Raw genomic sequence first — 19,355 nt, 5'->3', positions numbered from 1 at the left:
AATTTTTGTTTCGTTCACTAGCGAAAGCTAGCTACTAAAAACTATATTGATTACGTTTTGCTTGTTCAGTTTTCAAGGTTCATGTTTTGCTTTATTTTAGCGTGTCACCGTGGCGACTTGTATAATACTACACTCCTTTTTTTAAAAGGTCAACACTTTTGCAGAAAAAAATTTAACTTTTTTATTAGAGCAGAAAAACTTCCTATATTAATAACTACATACTTATTTTTGGTTTTACACGATTATTTTAATATAATACCGCTAACTAAAATATAATTTTATCATATTTCTTGATAAAAAATTAATAGTTTTTTTAGGAAGGAAGAACGAACAAAAAAACTCGGTAATAAAAACCGAGTTTTTAAAATGGGAAAAAGAACGGAATGGCTATCATCATTACAATAAACATAACAATCTGTAATGGAATTCCTATCCTTACAAAATCCATAAATTTGTAGCCTCCCGCTGTCATTACCAGCGCATTGGTAGGCGATGCAATCGGTGTAGCAAAGGCCATACTTGCCGCTACTGCTACTGCTATCATAAACGTTGTTGGGCTAACATCCATTGCAATCGCAGCACTCATGGCAATAGGTGCAAACAATACAGCAGTTGCCGTATTACTAATAAATTGACCAAAAACTGCTGTCAAAATATAAACACCGATGAGCACTCCATAGGGTCCAAAATCGCCGAGGGCATTGATGATGCCATCAGATAAAATAGCCATACCACCTGTTTTTTCTAATGCTGTCGCCATTGGTAGCATTGCAGCCACTAACACAATGCTTTCAAAATTCATATTGCTATAGGCATCTTCCATATTTCTTAAACAACCGGTTAATAACATCAGAACTGCACCAATCATTACAGAAATAACAGCTGGGAAAATTTCGAATGCCATTAAAATAATCATGAATAGCATAATAATACCCGCAAGACCAGCTTTACCTGTAGCTGCTGCTACACTTGCATGCTCCTTCGGTTGGCCGACAACAACGACATCCTGAGTCTCTCTTGCTAACAAAAGAATTTCATCCCATGCGCCTTGTACTAAAATTGCATCTCCAAATTTTAACTTGTGCGAAATCATATCTTGAAGCTTATATCCACCTTTTCGATTAATACCAATAATGTTTAGGTTATATTTTTCTCTGAAGCCAAGAGAGCTAACCGTTTCATTGATAAAGCTTGAATTTGGTGTGAGCAATACCTCTGCAATACCGAGATGCTTAGATACCAATTCATCGGCCTCTCCTTCCACTAACCCTTGCATCTCAAGATGATAATCTTCAACGAAACGGCTGATATCCTCTTCTTCTCCTTGAACATATAGCTCATCCTTAGCATGAATGACACTTGTTGGTCCTGCCATTTCTTGATAAGTCATCGGTAGTAAATTAATACCCTCCTGTGATTTACGATGAATTTTCATCATACAGAGCATATACTTAGCTGGTAGTTTTAATTCTGCTAATGATGTTTCAATTATAGGAGATCCTTCTGGAACAGAGATTTTAAATAGACGATTATTTAAATCATACTGTTTAATGATTTTCTTCGGTGAAAGTTTATAGCCTTCATTTGTCTGAGTACGATTTTGTTCCTTAGGTAATAGGATATTACGTACAAGCACTAAGTAAGTGATACCTGCAATCATTCCAACAATACCAATAGGTGTTATTTCAAAAAAGCCAAGTTTGTTATAGCCTCTATCCACTAATAACTGACTAACAATTAAATTGGTCGGTGATGCAATTAGTGTCATAAGACCAGAAAGACTTGCTACGTATGAAAGTGGTAGTAGAAACTTTGAAGGGCTGACTTTCATACTAATCGCTATACTTACAACTATTGGCATCATTAATGCTACAGTACCTGTATTACTCATAAAGGCACCAACTGATCCTACAATAATGAGCAGTAATACAAATAATTTCAGCTCACTATTGCCAGACCATTTGAGCAATAACTGTCCTGCCATCCCTGCAAGACCGGTACGTAAAATTCCTGCACCCACGACAAATAGCCCTGCAATCATTAAAACTACAGAGTTTGAAAAACCAGATAATGCCTCCGCTGGTGTTAAAATATCCGTAATGACAAAAGCCAATAGTGACACAATCGCTACAAGATCTGCTCGTATTTTATTGGTCACAAATGCGAAAATTGTTGCTCCTAAAATAAGAAATGTTAATGTAAGTTGCACATCCATGAATTCCTTTCTAACATTAATCACTATATTGATTGACAGCAAAAAAATTATATTTCATTGCTATTTTTATTATAGCTTACGAGAGAACATATATGATAAAATTCACCATCTTTTCAAAATTAAAATAAGTGTGGCACTTAACCACACTTATTTATTTATGATAAAGATGATGCTCTTTAATATAATCGTAACACGAACTTGGCAAGAGATACCTTGGCTCACCACCCATCGCAAATTCTTCACGAATATAGGTAGAACTAATTTCCATTGCTAATCCCTTATCTATAAGATGGAATCTTCCATCGTCATTATTTCTTAAAATCGGAGAACGACTAATCGTTGATAGCATATCAATTCCATGCCTTGCCATTACAATAAATTTATTTTCTGCTACTAATGCGTCACCCTTTTTCCATAATCCCGCACCAATATCCACTAGTAAATCTGCGCCCATAATAAAATGAACTTCATCCTCTGGGTGCTTTTCTCTAAAATACTTCATGGTGTCATATGTGTAAATATTCCACCCTTCTTGATTCATTTCATATGAATCCGCAATAAAACGATCATCCTTGGAAATCGCTAGCTGTAGCATATTCCAGCGATGAGTATCCTCTGTTTTTATCGTTTTATCCCTCCGTTTGTTTGAGCAAGGTAAAAAAATAACCTTATCTAATTTACAGCGGTGTGCAACTGTACTAGCCGTCCAAAGATGAACATTGGTAATCGGATCAAAGGATGAACCATAAATACCTATCCTTGCCATCGTATCTTCCCCCTATCGTTTTCTATCTAGTATTCATCGTTTTCGAAATTTTTTCTTTTATTGCCCGAATGCTGGACATCTTGTTATCCCAGCAAGCTTGACTTAGATCGACTGGATATTCTTCTGGGTTCATCGTTCGTTTGTACTCACACCATAACAATTTTAAATTTCGCTTCGCATATGCTTGTGTTTCTTGAATAGTAGGTTCCTCAAACACAACTTCCCCTTTTTCTACAATGCTTTCATGTAACTCTATCGCTGTAAAATTCGTAACAAATTTACTTATATACGTATGAACAGGGTGGAACATTTTTAATCTTTTTATTTGTTGGATGTTTTCCTCATCAAGGGCAATATAGTCACCCTCAGCATGACCATTCTCATTATTAACAATACGGTAAACACGCTTACACCCAGGAGTAGTCACTTTTTCAGGATTTGCTGAAATTTTAATCGTATCGACCATTTCTTCACTTTCATTTTCAATAGAAACTAATTTGTATACTCCACCTAGAGCAGCTTGATCGTAGGCTGTAATCAGCTTTGTTCCAATTCCCCAAGCATCGATTCGCGCTCCTTGCGATTTTAAATGCATGATTGTATATTCGTCCAAATCATTCGAGGCCATAATTTTAGCGTCTGTAAACCCAGCATCATCTAGCATTTTTCTTGCTCTTTTTGAAAGGTAGGCTAAATCGCCACTGTCTAAACGGATACCAATAAAATTAATCTGATCTCCTAATTCCTTTGCTACACGAATTGCATTTGGAACGCCTGAATGTAACGTATCATAGGTATCTACTAAAAAAACACAATCTTTATGTGCAGCTGCATATTTTTTAAATGCAGTATATTCATCTCGATAGGTTTGAATCATCGCATGGGCATGAGTTCCTGACACGGGAATACCGAACAATTTCCCTGCTCTTACATTACTTGTTGCAGAGAATCCACCTATATAAGCTGCACGGGTACCCCAAATAGCAGCATCAAATTCGTGTGCACGTCGAGTGCCGAACTCCATGACGACATCCTCACCTGTCACTTGTTTGATACGTGAAGCCTTTGTTGCAATTAGTGTTTGGTAGTTCACGATATTTAACAAAGGGGTTTCAATTAATTGGGCCTCTGCTAATGGTGCTTCAATTCTTAGGATAGGCTCATTGGCAAAAACGAGTTCTCCTTCTCTCATCCCTTTAATGCTTCCTGTAAACTTAAGCTCCTGAAGATATTGAAGAAAATCTTCGGGATACTTCCCCTCTTCTCGTAAATATTGAATGTCACTTTGAGAGAATCTAAAGTTATTGATAAAATCGGTAATTTTTTTTAAGCCAGCAAATACCGCATAACCATTACCAAATGGAAGCTTTCTAAAATATAGCTCAAACACAGCTTTACGTTGATGAACACCATCTTGCCAATAGGTTTGAACCATATTAATTTGATATAAATCCGTGTGTAACATGAAGCTATCGTCTGCATATTTCATGTATTTTCCTCCATCCCTGATTATCAAATAATAGTGGCACCAAGCGTGTGCTCAAAATGTCCTAATGCCCACTCATGTCCTGCTTGATTAAAGGAGGCGACAGCATTTTTATGAATGACAATATCGAACCCTTTATTATAAGCATCTACTGCTGTATGGAGAACGCAGATATCTGTACAAACGCCGATTAAATGAAGCTCAGTAATCCCTCTTTCACGTAATTTCAATTCTAAATCTGTTCCTGCAAAAGCAGAGTAACGCGTTTTATCCATATAATAGACGTGATCTTGCTCTTTATTTTCTTCATATAATGGTTTTAATGCACCATATAAATCTCTACCTTCTGTATTTCGAATATTATGTGGTGGGAATAGCTTTGTTTCTGGATGATAGATATCCCCTTCTTCATGAACATCTATAGCAAAAACAGTAAATTCACCACTCCTGATAAATTCTGTTGTTAAGTCAACATTTGCCTGCTCAAGCAGCTGTCCAGGCTCTCCACAAGTTAAAGCTCCATCTGTTGCAACAAAATCCACTGTGTAATCAATATTAATTAATGCTCGCCTTTTCATCATTTCATCACTCCATTTTATTAATTAGTAATATTTAAATTACAAATTACATTCATTAAAATAAACAGGAAAGACGAATCTTTCCTAATGGTAAATGGACTCAACAATTTCAAAGTCATTAAATCTATATAGTTGTGAAGGTCTGAAAGAATTACGTTTTGTCTTCTTCGGTTCCCCTTCTTCGTCTAATACCCTTTCGATAAAAGGTAGTTTGGGTCCCTTTGTAAAGAATACGGAATCATTTGAAATTCGGGAATCCTCTCCGACTGTCAGTAGCACTCGCTGTAATTCAGACAAAGTAAATTCCTGGGGTAAAAAATTTTTAGCAACTGTTGTTTGTATCATATCTCTTTTAATAAATGCCAAAGCATCAATAATAATTTGACGATGATCAAATGCTAGTTGAAGGGTAAATACCTCCTCTATATCAAATAGCTCCACCTCAGCGGCATCATCACTTGCCTGTCGTTGCTCAATAAATGTTTCTGGAACAATGGCATAAAAAGCATTTGAAATCATCCAACCTCGAGGATCTCGATCAATTCCATCGTATACACCAAAATGCTGTATATGTAGACCCTCTACATTTGTTTCTTCTTTTAACTCCCTTTTCGCAGCGATATAGGCTGTTTCCTTTTGACTGGCATCTATAAATCCTCCTGGAAGTGCCCATTTGCCTCCTTCAATATTGGGATTTCCTTCAGCATCCTTTGCTGCACGCTTGATGAGCATAATCTTTAGCGTCATGTTCGGCGGTGCTTTTTCTTCTTTTTTTTCTGAGACAATTGTAAAAATAGCAATATCCGCTGTATAGCCATCAGGTGTTTGATATTTTGAGGAATCATAGTTTGCAAGCACGTCTTCTTCGCTCTGGAATTTTGTCATTGAAAAAACTCCTTTATTTAAAAAACTTAAGTAATTTGTAATTATATAATTACTATTTAATAAAATAATACTTGTTAAAACTAATAAATGCAACTCTTTTTTAACTATAATTAACCAACCAGTTGCCTATAGCATTATCGACAATTGGTTGGTTTATGCAATGTTATTATAAAGCTAGCTCTTAAAGCATTTCTGAGCTTGTTTTTGCTTGCATATGAAGAAGTAAATAATCTGGCCCACCTGCTTTGGAGTCTGTTCCAGACATATTAAATCCACCAAACGGTTGATAACCAACAATAGCGCCTGTACAACCACGGTTGAAGTAAAGGTTTCCGACATGGAATTCTTCACGAGCCTTTTCTATATGTCCACGGTTATTTGTAATCACTGCACCCGTTAAACCATATTCTGTATTGTTAGCGATTTTAATTGCATGATCAAAATCTCTAGCCTTCATAAAGCCGACTACTGGTCCAAAAATTTCTTCCTTCATAATCCTTGCCTCTGGAGAAAGGTCAGCAAATACAGTTGGCTGAATAAAGTAACCGATAGAATCGTCCCCTTTTCCACCTGTCAATAGCCTTCCTTCCTGCTTACCAATCTCAATATAATCCATAATTTTATTATAGGCATTCTGATCAATTACAGTTGCCATGTAGTTTGTATAGTCCCTTGGATCACCTTGAGTCAATTCATTGGTTAAGGCTACCACACGTTCAAGAACTTGATCATAAACATCTTCTACAATAACTGCACGAGAACATGCAGAACATTTTTGACCAGAGAAGCCAAACGCGGAGGATACTATCGAAGTCGCTGCTAATTCTAGGTCTGCTTCTTTATCAACAACAATTGTGTCCTTTCCACCCATTTCTGCAATCACACGCTTTATCCAAATTTGCCCGTTACGAACTTTCGAAGCACGTTCAAAAATACGGAGACCAACATCGCGCGAACCTGTAAAGCTGATAAATCGTGTGTCTTTATGATCGACCAGATAATCTCCCACTTCTGAGCCATTTCCTGGCACAAAATTAAGAACACCTTTAGGAAGACCTGCTTCCTCCATTACTTCAACAAATTTTGCAGCAATCACTGGAGTAGTGGAAGCTGGCTTTAATAATACTGTATTACCTGTCACAATTGCCGCTACTGTTGTTCCAGCCATTATCGCAAATGGAAAGTTCCATGGAGAGATAATAATACCTACCCCTAATGGAATATAGTCATAACGATTAAATTCATTTGGACGACTTTGAACAGGTGAGCCGTCTTTAATTAAAAGCATTTGACGACCATAATACTCCAAGAAATCAATGGCTTCTGCTGTATCTGCATCTGCCTCCTTCCATGGCTTACCCGCTTCCTTTGTTAACAATGCTGAAAATTCATGCTTTCGACGACGAATAATTGCCGCAGCCTTAAATAAAACATCTGCGCGAGACACAGGTTTCACTTTTTTCCACGTTTTAAATGCTTGAACAGCCGCTTGCATAGCTTTTTCGGCTAGCTCTTTGTTTGCCTTCGATACATGTCCTATCACTTCTCTTTTATTAGAAGGATTGTAGGAAACAATCTTATCCTCTGTAGTTATTCGCTCTCCACCAATTACTAAATCGTAATCTTGCCCTAAGTACCCTTCTACAGCTTGTAAAGCATTCAAATACTCTAATCGATTAGCTTCAACACTAAAATCAGTAAACGGCTCATGCTTATATGCTACTACCATATATACCTCCAATATTATTATCCACTCAACATATTGAGCTCGTAAAAATTGTTATCCTTATCTTACTGGTACAACCAGCTCTGTTAATTTATTTTTAAGCTCTGCTTCAACAGTAGATGAAGCATCTACTAATGGCACTGAAACTGAACCAACAGGTATACCAACTAAATTTAATGCGGCTTTTAAAGGTCCTGGGTTTCCTTCTTTATATAGCGTCTTCATTAATGGGAAATATTTTTTATGCAGTTCTATTGCCTCGTCATAGTTTTTTTCTTGAACTAAGTCATAAATCTTCACCCATACTTCAGGAATAATATTTGAGCTAGCTGTTATAGCCCCTGGCGCTCCTGCAATAAATGAGGACACCGCTCTGAAGTCCTCTCCACAAAGAACGGAAATTTTATCACCAACAAATTGAAGTAGCTCAAGGACATCACCTATATTATCTGAGCAAACTTTCATTCCAACTACATTTGGCACATTTTCAACAATCTCTTTTACTGTATCATTCGCCAAATGAATGCCTGTTTTATAAGGAATGTTATAGAGGATAATTGGCATCTCTAAACATTTATCAATCGCTTCATAGTATTCGATAAATCCTTGTTTTGTTGGACTTACATAATATGGTGTCACAATCATTACAGCGTCAGCACCAGCTTGTTTTGCATAGCTACCTAATTCTACATTGTCGCCTAATCCTGGAGAAAGCAAGCCTACTACTACTGGCACACGACCATTGACAGTACTTAATGCAACATCAATAGCAATTTTTCGTTGCTCCATATTAAGTGCAGCATATTCTCCTGTTCCACCTAATACAAGCAAAGAATGAATATGATTATTTAGTTGATCCTCTATTAGATTTGCGAAGCTTTGTTTATCAACAGACCCATCAAGGTGTAAAGGTGTGACTAATGCAGTCATAATTCCATTAAATTTCATTTTAATAATCTCCTTTAAATGTTATTTATAAGCCTTTGCATTGCCTAATACTTGTGGATTTACTACATTTCTCGATATTTTCCCATTTAACACAACACCAACTTCGTGTGTTATTGATTCAGAGCATCTATCTTTTGCCTCTAATGTATCACCACCAAAATGCGGTGTGAAAATTACATTCTCCAATGTAAAAAGAGGGTTATCACTATTTGGGGGCTCTTGCTCTAATACATCTAACGCTGCACCAGCTATTTTTTTTGTAACTAGCGCGCTATATAGTGCTTGTTCATTTATCAATGAGCCTCTCCCTAAATTAATAACAAATGCTGAATCTTTCATTAACTCAAATTGCTTAGCAGAAAATAAATGATAGGTGCTTTTCGTTAATGGTGCATGTAAAGAGATAAAATCACATATTGGAAGACACATATTTAAGTCATCGATTTTAACAACACCATGTAGCTGCATTTCTGATTCTGAAACAAATGGGTCAAATCCTAAAACATTCATATTAAATGCCCTTGCTTTTTTAGCTAAATCCTGTCCAACTCTTCCCATTCCTACGATTAAGAGCGTCTTCCCGTTCACCTCCATAGGAAAATACGATTCTCTATAATGCCATTCATTGTTTCTAACTTTAGAATCACTAATATTTAAGCTTCTACTTAAAGCTAAAATGGACATCATTGCATGCTCCGCTACAGAAGTATAGTTACTAGATGGGGCATTCAACACGACTACGCTATTTTCTGTTGCGCTTGGAACATCTATATTATCTAGCCCGACTCCATGCATTCCTACGACTTCAAGGGAGGGGCAACTTTCTAAAATATTTCTTGTAATTTTTTCTGTTCTTACAATGACTGCACGGGCCTGGTGTTTGTTTATATAGGCTATAATGGTCTCCTCTGAACCATTCGGTGCCAACACTACATTAAAATGATTGGTTAAGTACTCAACACCATTCGGTCGGATCGTTGGTTCAATTAATAGAACTGTTTTTGTCATATAATTTCTCCTTCGAAAATATAGTTATAATACTTAGTATACTAAGTTGATGTAAAAAATTTTGTTATTAGGAGTCTTTGTTTAGTGACAGAAAGACTCCATTAGTTTTTATAATACTTTTGACAAAAATGATTTTGTTCTTTCATGAGATGGGTTTGTGAATATATCTCTTGGATCTCCTTCTTCTACTATATGACCACCATCAATATAAATAACTCGATCAGCCACTTCACGGGCAAATCCCATTTCATGCGTGACAATGACCATTGTCATCCCTTCCTGTGCTAATTGTTTCATAACCCGTAAAACCTCTCCAACCATTTCAGGGTCCAGTGCAGATGTTGGTTCATCAAATAACATTACATGTGGCTCCATTGCTAAGGCTCTTGCAATGGCTACACGCTGTTGTTGTCCGCCCGATAAATTAGTAGGATAAGCAGTAGCCTTCTCCGCTAATCCTACTTTTTTTAGTAGCTCCATCGCTTGTTTTTCAGCTTCTTCTTTTGTTTTCTTTTTGAGTCTTATTGGTGCTAATGTAATATTTTCAATAACTGTTTTTTGTGGAAACAGATTAAATTGTTGGAAAACCATTCCCATTTTTTGACGAAGCTTATTAATATCAACGGTCTTATCTAAAATATTTTCGCCTTCTATAATAATTTCGCCACCACTCGGTTCTTCTAAAAGGTTCAAGCATCTTAAAAAGGTACTTTTACCTGAACCAGATGAACCTATAATACAAACAACCTCTTTAGCTACAATCTCTGTGCTAATACCTTTTAAAACTTGTAAATCTCCAAAGGATTTAGAAAGATTATTAACCTTTATCATGTAATAACAAACCTCCGTTCCATCTTAGTAGAAATAAGGGAAACAGTATAAATGGTGATAAAGTAGAATAATCCTACCATTGTTAAGATTTCAAAGGATCTAAAATTCATCGCATAGATGGATTGTCCGACCATTGTTAATTCAGCTATTCCGATAACTGACAGCATCGATGTATCCTTAATTGCATGCGTTAATTGGTTCACAAATGACGGAATCATACGTCGTACTGCCTGTGGTAAAATGATTAAAGCCATAGTTTGAGCATAAGAGAAACCTAAGGATCTTCCTGCTTCCATTTGCCCCTTACCAATTGATTCGATTCCTCCACGGAAAATCTCTGTATTATAAGCTCCAATATTAAAGCTTATGGCAATCAGTCCTGCTGTAAAAGCCGAAAGATGTATATCCAAAGCTGTTGGTGCACCAAAGTAAATAAATAATATTTGAATTAGTATTGGTGTTCCGCGAATAAGATTAACATAGATTGCTGCAGGATATCGTAAAATTGCATACTTTGACATCCTCATAAAACACGCAATTAGCCCAATTATAAGTGAGAAAATTATTGATAAAATAGATATTAATAGCGTCATATATAACCCTTGCAGAAGATAAGGCAGTGCATCTGTCATAACTTTGAATGTTGTTTCCATAAAAACACCTCACTTCACATTAACTATGTTTATTTACCAAACCATTTTTCATGGATTTTATTGTATTCCCCATTTTCCTTAACTGTTTTTAAACCAGCATTAATCTTATCTGCTAATTCTTTGTTCCCTTTTTTAACAGCAAAAGCATGTTCATCGACTGTCATATGCTCTCCCACAATTCGGAACTTCACATTGTCACCATCTACCGCTAAACGATACTCAACTGTAGGAGAGTTAAGCACAAGCGCATCTGCATTTCCATTTTCTACATCTAAATACAGCGCATCTGTTTCTTTTAGAGGCTTCGCTTTTCCACCATATTGATCTGCTAATTCCTTTGCCTTTTCAAATGTTGTAGAACCTTGTGTAGCAACAATTGTTTTTCCTTTTAAATCCTCAAAGGATTGGATGGAACTATTATTTGCTACAGCAAGCACTAAACCAGAATTTAAGAAGATATCTGAGAAATCCACAACTTCCTTGCGTTCTTCACGTATTAATAGCGAGGAAGCGATATCTACCTGATTAGATTGTAAGCCTGGAATAAAACCATCAAATTTCATCTCTTTAAATTCCAGCTCTAAATTTTCTTCTTCTGCAATCGCTTGCAATAAATCATATTCAAAGCCAGTTAATTTACCATCCTGTTTAAAAATAAGAGGTGGATAGTTATTTAAAGCAGCTACACTCACTTTCTCTCCACCACTGGCACCCACATCAGAGTTGCTATTGCTACACCCCACGAGAATTATGGACAACACCCCAATAGTCCCCAATAAAAATAACAACCTTTTCATCTTATACATTACTTCATCCCCTTTGCTCGCATTTATTTTGTTAATTCTGATAATAGCGAATAATTAAATAATAAATTATAGCACTAAGGATGTCAACAACTTATGATACTAAGTATTATAAAAATTCTTATTTTATCAATAGGAAAACGGGATGCTTATTAATATCTGAAATAAGAATAGTACTTCCAATTATCCGTATTTATATAGAAAACATTTAAATCCATAGGAACCTTATTTTCTGCATAAGATATTCTCGTCCCTTTTAACACCGCAGTTGTGTCGGGTATTTGCAATGCACCTGCAATATAAGGAGTTGCAATAACCGCCTCTATTTCATCCTCTACCTCAACAATATTGATATTTGATTGCTCTTTTAATAGTTGCTGCACAGAAGAAATCGCTGTATTTTTTTGATAAACCTCTGAGGATATTACAGGTCGGATATAGTGCTCTAAGAAAAACATTGGTTGATTGTTTAAATATCGAATTCTTTTTAAATAAATGATTTCTGTATCCTCTTCTAATTTTAATAGCTTTGCAAAGTGTGGATTAACCACCTCTTTAATCTCGATTGTTCGAACAGAGATTTTTTCCCAATCGTTTGAATAATGGTTTCTAAAGCCTGACATACTTGTCCAAGTTTGTTTTGGTTGTTGGTTGCTGACAAAAGATCCCTTCCCTTGCACTCTATGAATTATTTTGTCATTTTCAAGCTGCTTCAGCGCATTTCTTACTGGCGTACGGCTTACCTTGAATATCTTTTCTAGCTCTGCCTCCGAAGGTAAAATATCACCAACAAGATATTTGCCCTCTGCTATTTCTTGCTTAATTGTGTCATAAATTTTTTGATATGCTGGTTTCGTTTGAATAGTCATCTACCCCTTTTCCTTTTAGAATATAATACCCTATAATTCATTATTTTTACAAATACTTATAATACTAAGTATATTTAAAAAGTACTTAGTATTCGGAACATGGTATAGTAAATTATTATAGTTTAATTATAATCATAAAAAAATCCCCTCATTAGAAAACTGAAGGGATTAATATATTATCTTATTTATAAAAAAGTTAATTTGAAAGAATACCATCTCGCACAACAATACGCCCATTTTTAATAACAGTATTTGTATGGTTCATACCATAGAAATATTGAAGTTGTTTGTAGTTGGCAACATCCAAAATAACAACATCAGCTTGTTTTTCTGCTTCAAGTGAACCAATTTGTTCGCCTCGATTAAGTGCATATGCGGCATTAATCGTTGTCGCTGTTAGAACTTCCTCCAGCGTCATTCCCATATGCATACAAGCTAAATTCATAATAAATGGTAGACTCAATGTTGGTGATGATCCAGGATTAAAATCAGTAGATATCGCTACAGGTACCCCTTTATCGATCATTAGACGCCCTCTTGCAAATGGTGCACGTAAGAAGAATGCAGTTCCAGGCAACAATACAGCAATCGTACCCGCTTCAGCCATTCGTTGAATACCGTCATCAGAGGCAACCAACAAATGCTCGGCTGAAATTGCTCCTACCTTTGCAGCAAGCTCTGCTCCCTTATACGGCTCAATTTCATCAGCATGAATTTTTGGCGTTAACCCTAGTGCTTTTCCAGCCTCTAAAATACGCTGTGATTGCGCTGGTGTAAAGACACCTTTTTCACAAAATACATCATTAAATTCAGCTAGGTTTAGCTCCGCTACTTTTGGTAGCATGTCATGAACCACAATATCAACGAATTCATCCTCACGTCCCTTATAGTCTCGCGGTACTGCATGTGCTCCCATAAAAGTACTAACGACATCAACATCATGAGTTGCTTGTAATTTTTTTGCTACCTCTAGCTGTTTTTTTTCCGTTTCCCAGTCCAAGCCATAGCCTGATTTGGCTTCAACTGTTGTCACACCATGCTTTAAAAATACATTTAAGTGCTGCATCGACTTGGCATATAAATCTTCAAAGCTAGTTTCTCGTGTACGCTTTGTTGTTGCGTGAATCCCGCCACCTGCATTCATAATATCCATGTAGGTAGAACCATTGAGTCGCATATTAAACTCTTGCTCGCGTGTCCCACCATGTACTAAATGTGTATGACAATCCACCAAGCCTGGCATCACAATCTTACCAGAGGCATCAATAGTTTCTGCTTTCTTGACTAAATTAGGAAAATCTACTGCCAGCTGTTCAAAAGCTCCAACAGCTATAATACGGTCTTCCTCAATAAGAACACTACCATTTTCAATAACCGCAATTTCTCGCATCTTTTCCCTTGTGCGCGGTCCTTTGGCATTACTTTTTAATGTAATGACTTCATTGGCATGTTTAATTAAAATGGTCACTTCACATCATCCTTTAACATTGGTATATGCACACCTTTGTTTTTCGCTGTTCGAATCGCTATATCATAACCTGCATCCGCATGACGGGCAACACCTAGCCCTGGATCGGAGATTAACACACGTGCAATTTTCTCTGCAGCGAGCTCTGTTCCATCTGCTACTAACACTTGACCTGCATGCTGCGAATAACCCATTCCTACTCCACCACCATGATGGACACTTACCCAGCTTGCACCGCTCGCTGTATTAACAAGAGCGTTTAAAATCGGCCAATCTGACACAGCATCCGAACCGTCCAACATTCCCTCTGTTTCCCGATTTGGTGATGCTACCGATCCAGAATCTAAGTGATCGCGACCAAAGACAATCGGCGCTGATAATTCACCATTCGCAACCATTTCATTTACTTTTAATGCAAAACGGTGACGATCCCCATAGCCTAGCCAGCAAATACGTGCCGGTAGCCCTTGCCATTTCACCATTTTTTGAGCCATATTAATCCAATTGACAAGACTTTCATCCTCAGCAAACATCTCTTTTGCAAGTGCGTCTGTTTTATAAATATCCTCTGGGTCTCCTGAAAGCGCTGCCCAGCGGAATGGCCCTTTTCCTTCACAGAATAATGGACGAATATACGCTGGTACAAAGCCTGGGAAATCAAAGGCATTTGTTACACCCATCTCTTTGGCATACGCTCGAATATTATTGCCATAATCAAATACTTCTGCACCAGCCTCCTGAAACTCTAGCATTGTACGAACATGCTCTGCCATCGTTTCCTTCGCTTTTCGCTCATATGTTTTTACATCTGTTTTACGAAGCTCCAGTGCTTCCTCAAATGTCATGCCATTCGGTACATAGCCATTAATCGGGTCATGTGCAGAGGTTTGATCTGTTACAAAGTCTGGAATAATTCCTCGATCTAACAGTTCACGATTGATGTCTGCACAGTTACCAACAAGGCCAATCGAAGCTGGCTCCTTTTGGTCACGTAATTTATTGACTAATGCAATCGCTTCGTCCACAGTGTCCACGATGTAATCACAATAACCTTCTTTAATTTTACGTTCAATGCGGGCACGTTCTACTTCTACAACTAGAATAACAGCGCCTGCCATTTTTCCAGCTAAAGGCTGTGCACCACTCATACCACCCATACCACCTGTAAGGATGAACTTACCACGTAAATCCGCAGTGCCAAATACTTTTTTCCCTGCTTCTACAAATGATAAATAAGTGCCTTGCAGAATTCCTTGGGCACCAATATAAATCCAGCTACCCGCAGTCATTTGACCATACATCATCAAATCTCTATCTTCTAATTCATAAAAATGATCCCAATTTGCCCAAGCAGGTACTAGATTTGAATTGGCAATTAACACACGTGGAGAATGCTCATGTGTACGGAACACAGCTACCGGCTTCCCAGATTGAATCAGAAGTGTTTCATCATTCTCTAATTCTTTTAAAGAAGCAATAATTTGTTCATAGCTTTCCCAATTGCGAGCAGCCTTCCCAATCCCACCATAAACAATCAATTCATCCGGATTCTCTGCTACCTCTGGATCAAGATTGTTCATTAGCATACGCATTGCCGCTTCTTGTGTCCAGCCTTTACACGATAAAGTCGTTCCCCGTGGTGCACGAATATTTGTTGTTGTTTTCATCACGAACCATCCTCTCAGATTTTATTTAGATAATTCCACTAAATCATCGCTATCTAATAAATATTTCGCTAACGCCTCAATTTCATCACCAATTGGTTGATCCGCTAGTAGCGGTGGACAAAATTCACGCACTTTTTCTAAGTACTTTCGGGTTGTTGGAGATAATTGCTCCTCTGCTTGATCTAAATGAATAGCCTGTGACGCACAAATCATTTCTATTGCAATTACTCGAGCAGCATTATGGACAATTTGTCGAACTTGACGAGCTGACGTTGTTCCCATGCTTACATGATCCTCTTGGTTACCAGACGTTGGAATAGAATCCACACTTGAAGGGTGTGCCAATACTTTATTTTCAGATACAATCGAAGCCGCTGTATATTGAGCAATCATTAAACCACACTCAATACCAGGGTTTGTCGCTAAAAATGGTGGCAGGCCTTCATTCAATTGAGGATTTACCATACGTTCTGTTCGGCGTTCAGAAATATTGGCCCACTCACACACACCAATTTTTAAGAAGTCCATAGCTAAGGCAATTGGTTGACCATGGAAATGTCCCCCTGATAGTACCTCTCCATTCTCTAATACAATCGGATTATCAGTCGTTGCATTCATTTCTGTTTGTACACGATCCTGGGCATAGAAGAATGATTGCCAAGATGCACCATGTACCTGTGGGATACAGCGCAATGAATAGGCATCCTGCATACGTATCTCTCCCTGCTTCGTTACCCGTTTACTTCCATCTAACCACTTACGTATTCTTCCACCTACCAGCTCTAACTCTGGATGTGGTCTTACTGCTAAAAGCGCTGGATCGAACGCTGATGTAATCCCCTTTAAGGCCTCAAGTGTTAAACTTGCTGCCATATCCGCTGCTAGCCCTATGCGCTCAGCTTCATTAACAGTTAACACACCAATACCTGTCATTGCTTGAGTACCATTCACAAGCGCTAGCCCTTCTTTCGCTTGTAGTCGAACAGGTGTTAATCCCGCTTTTTCTAATGCCTTACTACCACTCAACACTTCTCCATTAAATTCAGCCTTTCCCTCACCTACAAGCACTAAAGCTAGATGAGATAATGGTGCTAAATCTCCACTAGCTCCTACAGAACCCTGAGACGGTACAATTGGATGCACACCCTTATTAATAAAATCCACTAATAGCTGGACTGTTTCCTGACGAATACCCGAAAAACCACGTGCTAAGGCATTGGCACGCAAAACCATCATTGCACGTACAACATCTGTCGGAAACGGTGTACCTACACCTGTTGCATCTGAGCGCAATAGATTTAGCTGTAAAAGCTCAATATCTTCCTCTTCAATTTTTATATTACTCAATTTCCCAAATCCTGTATTTACACCATAAATCGTTTGCCCTTCAGCTAAACGTTTTTCAATACGCTCTCTACTTAAACGGATTCGCTCCACACTTTCTATAGATAGCGTTACCGTTGCGTCACCTTTAACAATTTTCTCTATTTGCTTTCTAGTTAATGTATTGCCATCAAGCTCGATGACTGACTTCATATGACATCCCCCTATTCCCTTTATGGCTGTGTAAAAATTTTTATCAATTATGCCTCGGCATAATTGCGTCCCTGATATCCGCTGAAAAGTAGTTTAAATTCTCATTGATCTCACCACCTTTAGAAGTGGGAGACGTTTGTATCTGCCGCTACGCTTTCGAAACAAAAACATTTGCTGAAAGAGGTTAAATCCATTTCCTCAAAGATGGATTACTCTATTTACATTGTACTAACTACTTTTTTCAGAAAATAGAGAATTTTAATGCAAGAAACATGATTTTTTTCTGATTTTTATGTTATTTTTATGAATATAATCGTACTTTTTTACGAAATGAGATTATTTTAAGAAAGGTTGGTTGTGATGAGGCTATTATTAATGGATCGAGACCCTGCAGAGCTTTCTGGTATTCGCTGGTTTTTACATACGTATTTTCCTGGAGATGTAACGATTGAAATGTGCACGAGTATGTCTGAGGCACCTCAAAGCATTCAGCAATTCGAGCCTGATGCAATCTTATTGAATATTGATTTATTCCCAAATAATCGTTTAACTGCTCTAAATCATGTTTTCCAAAAATATTCTGGGGCTATTTTAGCAATGACCACAGAGCCCTTATTTAAAAATGCGTTAAAAGCTATTGATTTACAGGTACAGCATCTTTTTGTAAAACCCATTGATTTAGAAGTATTAAAACAAAAGCTTACGACTATCTCTCTTCGTGTACCCCAGATCAACAATGCTGTTGAGAGGGCGACAGACGAATCCTTTTATTATCAATTATTTATAGATAGTAAGCCTAGCTCCATAGAGACAGCCAGGCATTTTACAATGATTGAGCCTGAGCATTCAGAAACATTAAACAAGCTATTTAATTGGCTACAGCAAACAGCAATTCACTATCATATGCAAGTCTACCCATTATCTGATAGTATCGTCTGCTTATTCCTAACAAATGATAGAAAGATCGTGGAAAAGGATGTTCGTACGCTGATAAAGGAATGGCGTTTAACAAGCAATAGCTCTTTAAATATTGGGATATATGATGGGGAACCTACAACTCTTAAGAATATGTATATCTTCACAAAGCGTGCCCTTCATCAAAGCTTTTACGAAGGATTCGGGCACATTTTTTATGCAAGTAAACAATTTGAAGCACAGCCATTTGATCCTTTGTTAACACCAGAGGAACAGCAATTACTAATCAGTAGTTTAGAAGAAGGCAATCTTGAAGCCGTTAAAACATTTTTATATCGACTATCCAATGAAGGAATTTATTATGAGCAAGATGACTTACGTATTCATCTAACTAGTGTCCTAGCGCAAATTCGCCGATTCATGCTGAAGTATAAATTGCATGAGAAAGCTGCTATTGAGCAAAACTACAGACAGCTTTTTCATTTAATTATCGAACATCCTATTTTTTATACCATACTAAACGGCATCATTTTATTTACACAAAGACTTATTGAACTGGCTCGTGAGGCACGAATGGAGAAAAGGGCCGATTATGTAGAGCTAGCAATAGAAATTATCGATCAACAATTTCAGGATAGTCGGTTATCTTTACCCTTTGTAGCCCATAAATTAGGAATTAGCCCCAATTATTTAAGTACAATTTTTTCAAAGAAGCAAGGCTTGCCCTTTAAACGCTACCTACAGCAGGCTCGAATTCATAGTGCCATGAAAATGCTTGTGGACACAGATTTTGCCATTAGCGAAATTGCCCATTTAAACGGATTTGAAGATTCCAATTATTTCATAAAAATATTTAAGCAGCAGATAGGCATGACACCCAATCGCTATCGGAAATCCTATTAATGAATTTTCATTTAGCTTGCTCTATTTTCAATTCTGACAAAGAAAACCGTGATTTATTTCATCTATATCGTATACAAGCATTTTGATATCATCACTAA

16 protein-coding genes are annotated in these 19,355 nt (G+C 37.3%); 1 reads left to right on the top strand and 15 read right to left on the bottom strand.

The genetic code is table 11. The features are described from left to right. Window positions 1-361: 361 nt before the first annotated feature. The 15 genes from B2R82_RS22725 to hutH all read right to left on the bottom strand — a co-directional run bounded on the left by B2R82_RS22725 (window position 362) and on the right by hutH (window position 17,439). On the bottom strand, window positions 362-2,215 hold the full coding sequence (locus tag B2R82_RS22725) for an SLC13 family permease (protein WP_286927230.1): 1,854 nt from the start codon (window positions 2,213-2,215) through the stop codon (window positions 362-364). A gap of 151 nt (window positions 2,216-2,366) precedes the next feature. Then, window positions 2,367-2,981 carry a nicotinate (nicotinamide) nucleotide adenylyltransferase gene (nadD, locus tag B2R82_RS22720; protein WP_286927229.1) on the bottom strand — a complete coding sequence of 205 codons (615 nt, stop codon included), beginning with the start codon at window positions 2,979-2,981 and terminating at the stop codon, window positions 2,367-2,369. A gap of 22 nt (window positions 2,982-3,003) precedes the next feature. Beyond that, the gene (locus tag B2R82_RS22715; protein WP_286927228.1) at window positions 3,004-4,470 is read right to left on the bottom strand and encodes a nicotinate phosphoribosyltransferase; all 1,467 of its coding nucleotides are present in this window, start codon (window positions 4,468-4,470) and stop codon (window positions 3,004-3,006) included. A 23-nt stretch (window positions 4,471-4,493) separates the two neighbouring features. Beyond that, window positions 4,494-5,048: a cysteine hydrolase family protein gene (locus B2R82_RS22710; RefSeq protein WP_286927227.1), complete on the bottom strand. Its 555-nt coding sequence runs from the start codon at window positions 5,046-5,048 to the stop codon at window positions 4,494-4,496. Between the two features lie 81 nt (window positions 5,049-5,129). Continuing rightward, a complete protein-coding gene (locus B2R82_RS22705; RefSeq protein WP_286927226.1) occupies window positions 5,130-5,930 on the bottom strand; it encodes an NUDIX domain-containing protein in 801 nt (266 codons plus the stop codon). 181 nt (window positions 5,931-6,111) lie between these two features. After that, window positions 6,112-7,659, bottom strand: a complete 1,548-nt coding sequence (pruA, locus tag B2R82_RS22700) for an L-glutamate gamma-semialdehyde dehydrogenase (RefSeq protein WP_286927225.1) — start codon at window positions 7,657-7,659, stop codon at window positions 6,112-6,114. Between the two features lie 57 nt (window positions 7,660-7,716). After that, window positions 7,717-8,604, bottom strand: coding sequence for a 4-hydroxy-tetrahydrodipicolinate synthase (gene dapA, locus B2R82_RS22695; RefSeq protein WP_286927224.1), 888 nt, complete (start codon window positions 8,602-8,604; stop codon window positions 7,717-7,719). 21 nt (window positions 8,605-8,625) lie between these two features. Beyond that, window positions 8,626-9,612: a hydroxyacid dehydrogenase gene (locus tag B2R82_RS22690; RefSeq protein WP_286927223.1), complete on the bottom strand. Its 987-nt coding sequence runs from the start codon at window positions 9,610-9,612 to the stop codon at window positions 8,626-8,628. A gap of 108 nt (window positions 9,613-9,720) precedes the next feature. Beyond that, window positions 9,721-10,443 carry an amino acid ABC transporter ATP-binding protein gene (locus tag B2R82_RS22685; RefSeq protein ID WP_286927222.1) on the bottom strand — a complete coding sequence of 241 codons (723 nt, stop codon included), beginning with the start codon at window positions 10,441-10,443 and terminating at the stop codon, window positions 9,721-9,723. Continuing rightward, window positions 10,440-11,096 carry an amino acid ABC transporter permease gene (locus B2R82_RS22680; RefSeq protein ID WP_286927221.1) on the bottom strand — a complete coding sequence of 219 codons (657 nt, stop codon included), beginning with the start codon at window positions 11,094-11,096 and terminating at the stop codon, window positions 10,440-10,442. The genes B2R82_RS22685 and B2R82_RS22680 overlap by 4 nt, the downstream gene beginning before the upstream one ends. Window positions 11,097-11,125: 29 nt before the next feature. Continuing rightward, complete coding sequence (locus tag B2R82_RS22675; RefSeq protein WP_286927220.1) at window positions 11,126-11,902, bottom strand: transporter substrate-binding domain-containing protein; 777 nt, start codon at window positions 11,900-11,902, stop codon at window positions 11,126-11,128. Window positions 11,903-12,051: 149 nt separating this feature from the next. Further along, the gene (locus tag B2R82_RS22670; RefSeq protein WP_286927219.1) at window positions 12,052-12,768 is read right to left on the bottom strand and encodes a GntR family transcriptional regulator; all 717 of its coding nucleotides are present in this window, start codon (window positions 12,766-12,768) and stop codon (window positions 12,052-12,054) included. A 196-nt stretch (window positions 12,769-12,964) separates the two neighbouring features. Further along, on the bottom strand, window positions 12,965-14,236 hold the full coding sequence (gene hutI / locus B2R82_RS22665; protein WP_286927218.1) for an imidazolonepropionase: 1,272 nt from the start codon (window positions 14,234-14,236) through the stop codon (window positions 12,965-12,967). Continuing rightward, window positions 14,233-15,906, bottom strand: a complete 1,674-nt coding sequence (gene hutU / locus B2R82_RS22660) for a urocanate hydratase (protein WP_376781238.1) — start codon at window positions 15,904-15,906, stop codon at window positions 14,233-14,235. The genes hutI and hutU overlap by 4 nt, the downstream gene beginning before the upstream one ends. An 18-nt stretch (window positions 15,907-15,924) precedes the next feature. After that, window positions 15,925-17,439, bottom strand: coding sequence for a histidine ammonia-lyase (gene hutH, locus B2R82_RS22655; protein WP_286927216.1), 1,515 nt, complete (start codon window positions 17,437-17,439; stop codon window positions 15,925-15,927). Between the two features lie 375 nt (window positions 17,440-17,814). Between hutH and B2R82_RS22650 the strand changes: the two genes are divergently transcribed. Beyond that, the gene (locus tag B2R82_RS22650; RefSeq protein WP_286927215.1) at window positions 17,815-19,257 is read left to right on the top strand and encodes a helix-turn-helix domain-containing protein; all 1,443 of its coding nucleotides are present in this window, start codon (window positions 17,815-17,817) and stop codon (window positions 19,255-19,257) included. Window positions 19,258-19,355 lie beyond the last annotated feature (98 nt).

Source organism: Lysinibacillus sp. UBA6686 (genome assembly GCF_002455205.1).
Classification (GTDB): Bacteria; Bacillota; Bacilli; order Bacillales_A; family Planococcaceae; genus Lysinibacillus; species Lysinibacillus pakistanensis.
This window is presented reverse-complemented; position numbering and strand designations above follow the sequence as displayed.

Bases quoted from the DNA above. Each gene is read 5' to 3' on its own strand.
- B2R82_RS22725 (WP_286927230.1), bottom strand. From the start codon at position 2,215: ATGGATGTGCAACTTACATTAACATTTCTTATTTTAGGAGCAACAATT.
- nadD (WP_286927229.1), bottom strand. From the start codon at position 2,981: ATGGCAAGGATAGGTATTTATGGTTCATCCTTTGATCCGATTACCAAT.
- B2R82_RS22715 (WP_286927228.1), bottom strand. From the start codon at position 4,470: ATGAAATATGCAGACGATAGCTTCATGTTACACACGGATTTATATCAA.
- B2R82_RS22710 (WP_286927227.1), bottom strand. From the start codon at position 5,048: ATGATGAAAAGGCGAGCATTAATTAATATTGATTACACAGTGGATTTT.
- B2R82_RS22705 (WP_286927226.1), bottom strand. From the start codon at position 5,930: ATGACAAAATTCCAGAGCGAAGAAGACGTGCTTGCAAACTATGATTCC.
- pruA (WP_286927225.1), bottom strand. From the start codon at position 7,659: ATGGTAGTAGCATATAAGCATGAGCCGTTTACTGATTTTAGTGTTGAA.
- dapA (WP_286927224.1), bottom strand. From the start codon at position 8,604: ATGAAATTTAATGGAATTATGACTGCATTAGTCACACCTTTACACCTT.
- B2R82_RS22690 (WP_286927223.1), bottom strand. From the start codon at position 9,612: ATGACAAAAACAGTTCTATTAATTGAACCAACGATCCGACCGAATGGT.
- B2R82_RS22685 (WP_286927222.1), bottom strand. From the start codon at position 10,443: ATGATAAAGGTTAATAATCTTTCTAAATCCTTTGGAGATTTACAAGTT.
- B2R82_RS22680 (WP_286927221.1), bottom strand. From the start codon at position 11,096: ATGGAAACAACATTCAAAGTTATGACAGATGCACTGCCTTATCTTCTG.
- B2R82_RS22675 (WP_286927220.1), bottom strand. From the start codon at position 11,902: ATGTATAAGATGAAAAGGTTGTTATTTTTATTGGGGACTATTGGGGTG.
- B2R82_RS22670 (WP_286927219.1), bottom strand. From the start codon at position 12,768: ATGACTATTCAAACGAAACCAGCATATCAAAAAATTTATGACACAATT.
- hutH (WP_286927216.1), bottom strand. From the start codon at position 17,439: ATGAAGTCAGTCATCGAGCTTGATGGCAATACATTAACTAGAAAGCAA.
- B2R82_RS22650 (WP_286927215.1), top strand. From the start codon at position 17,815: ATGGATCGAGACCCTGCAGAGCTTTCTGGTATTCGCTGGTTTTTACAT.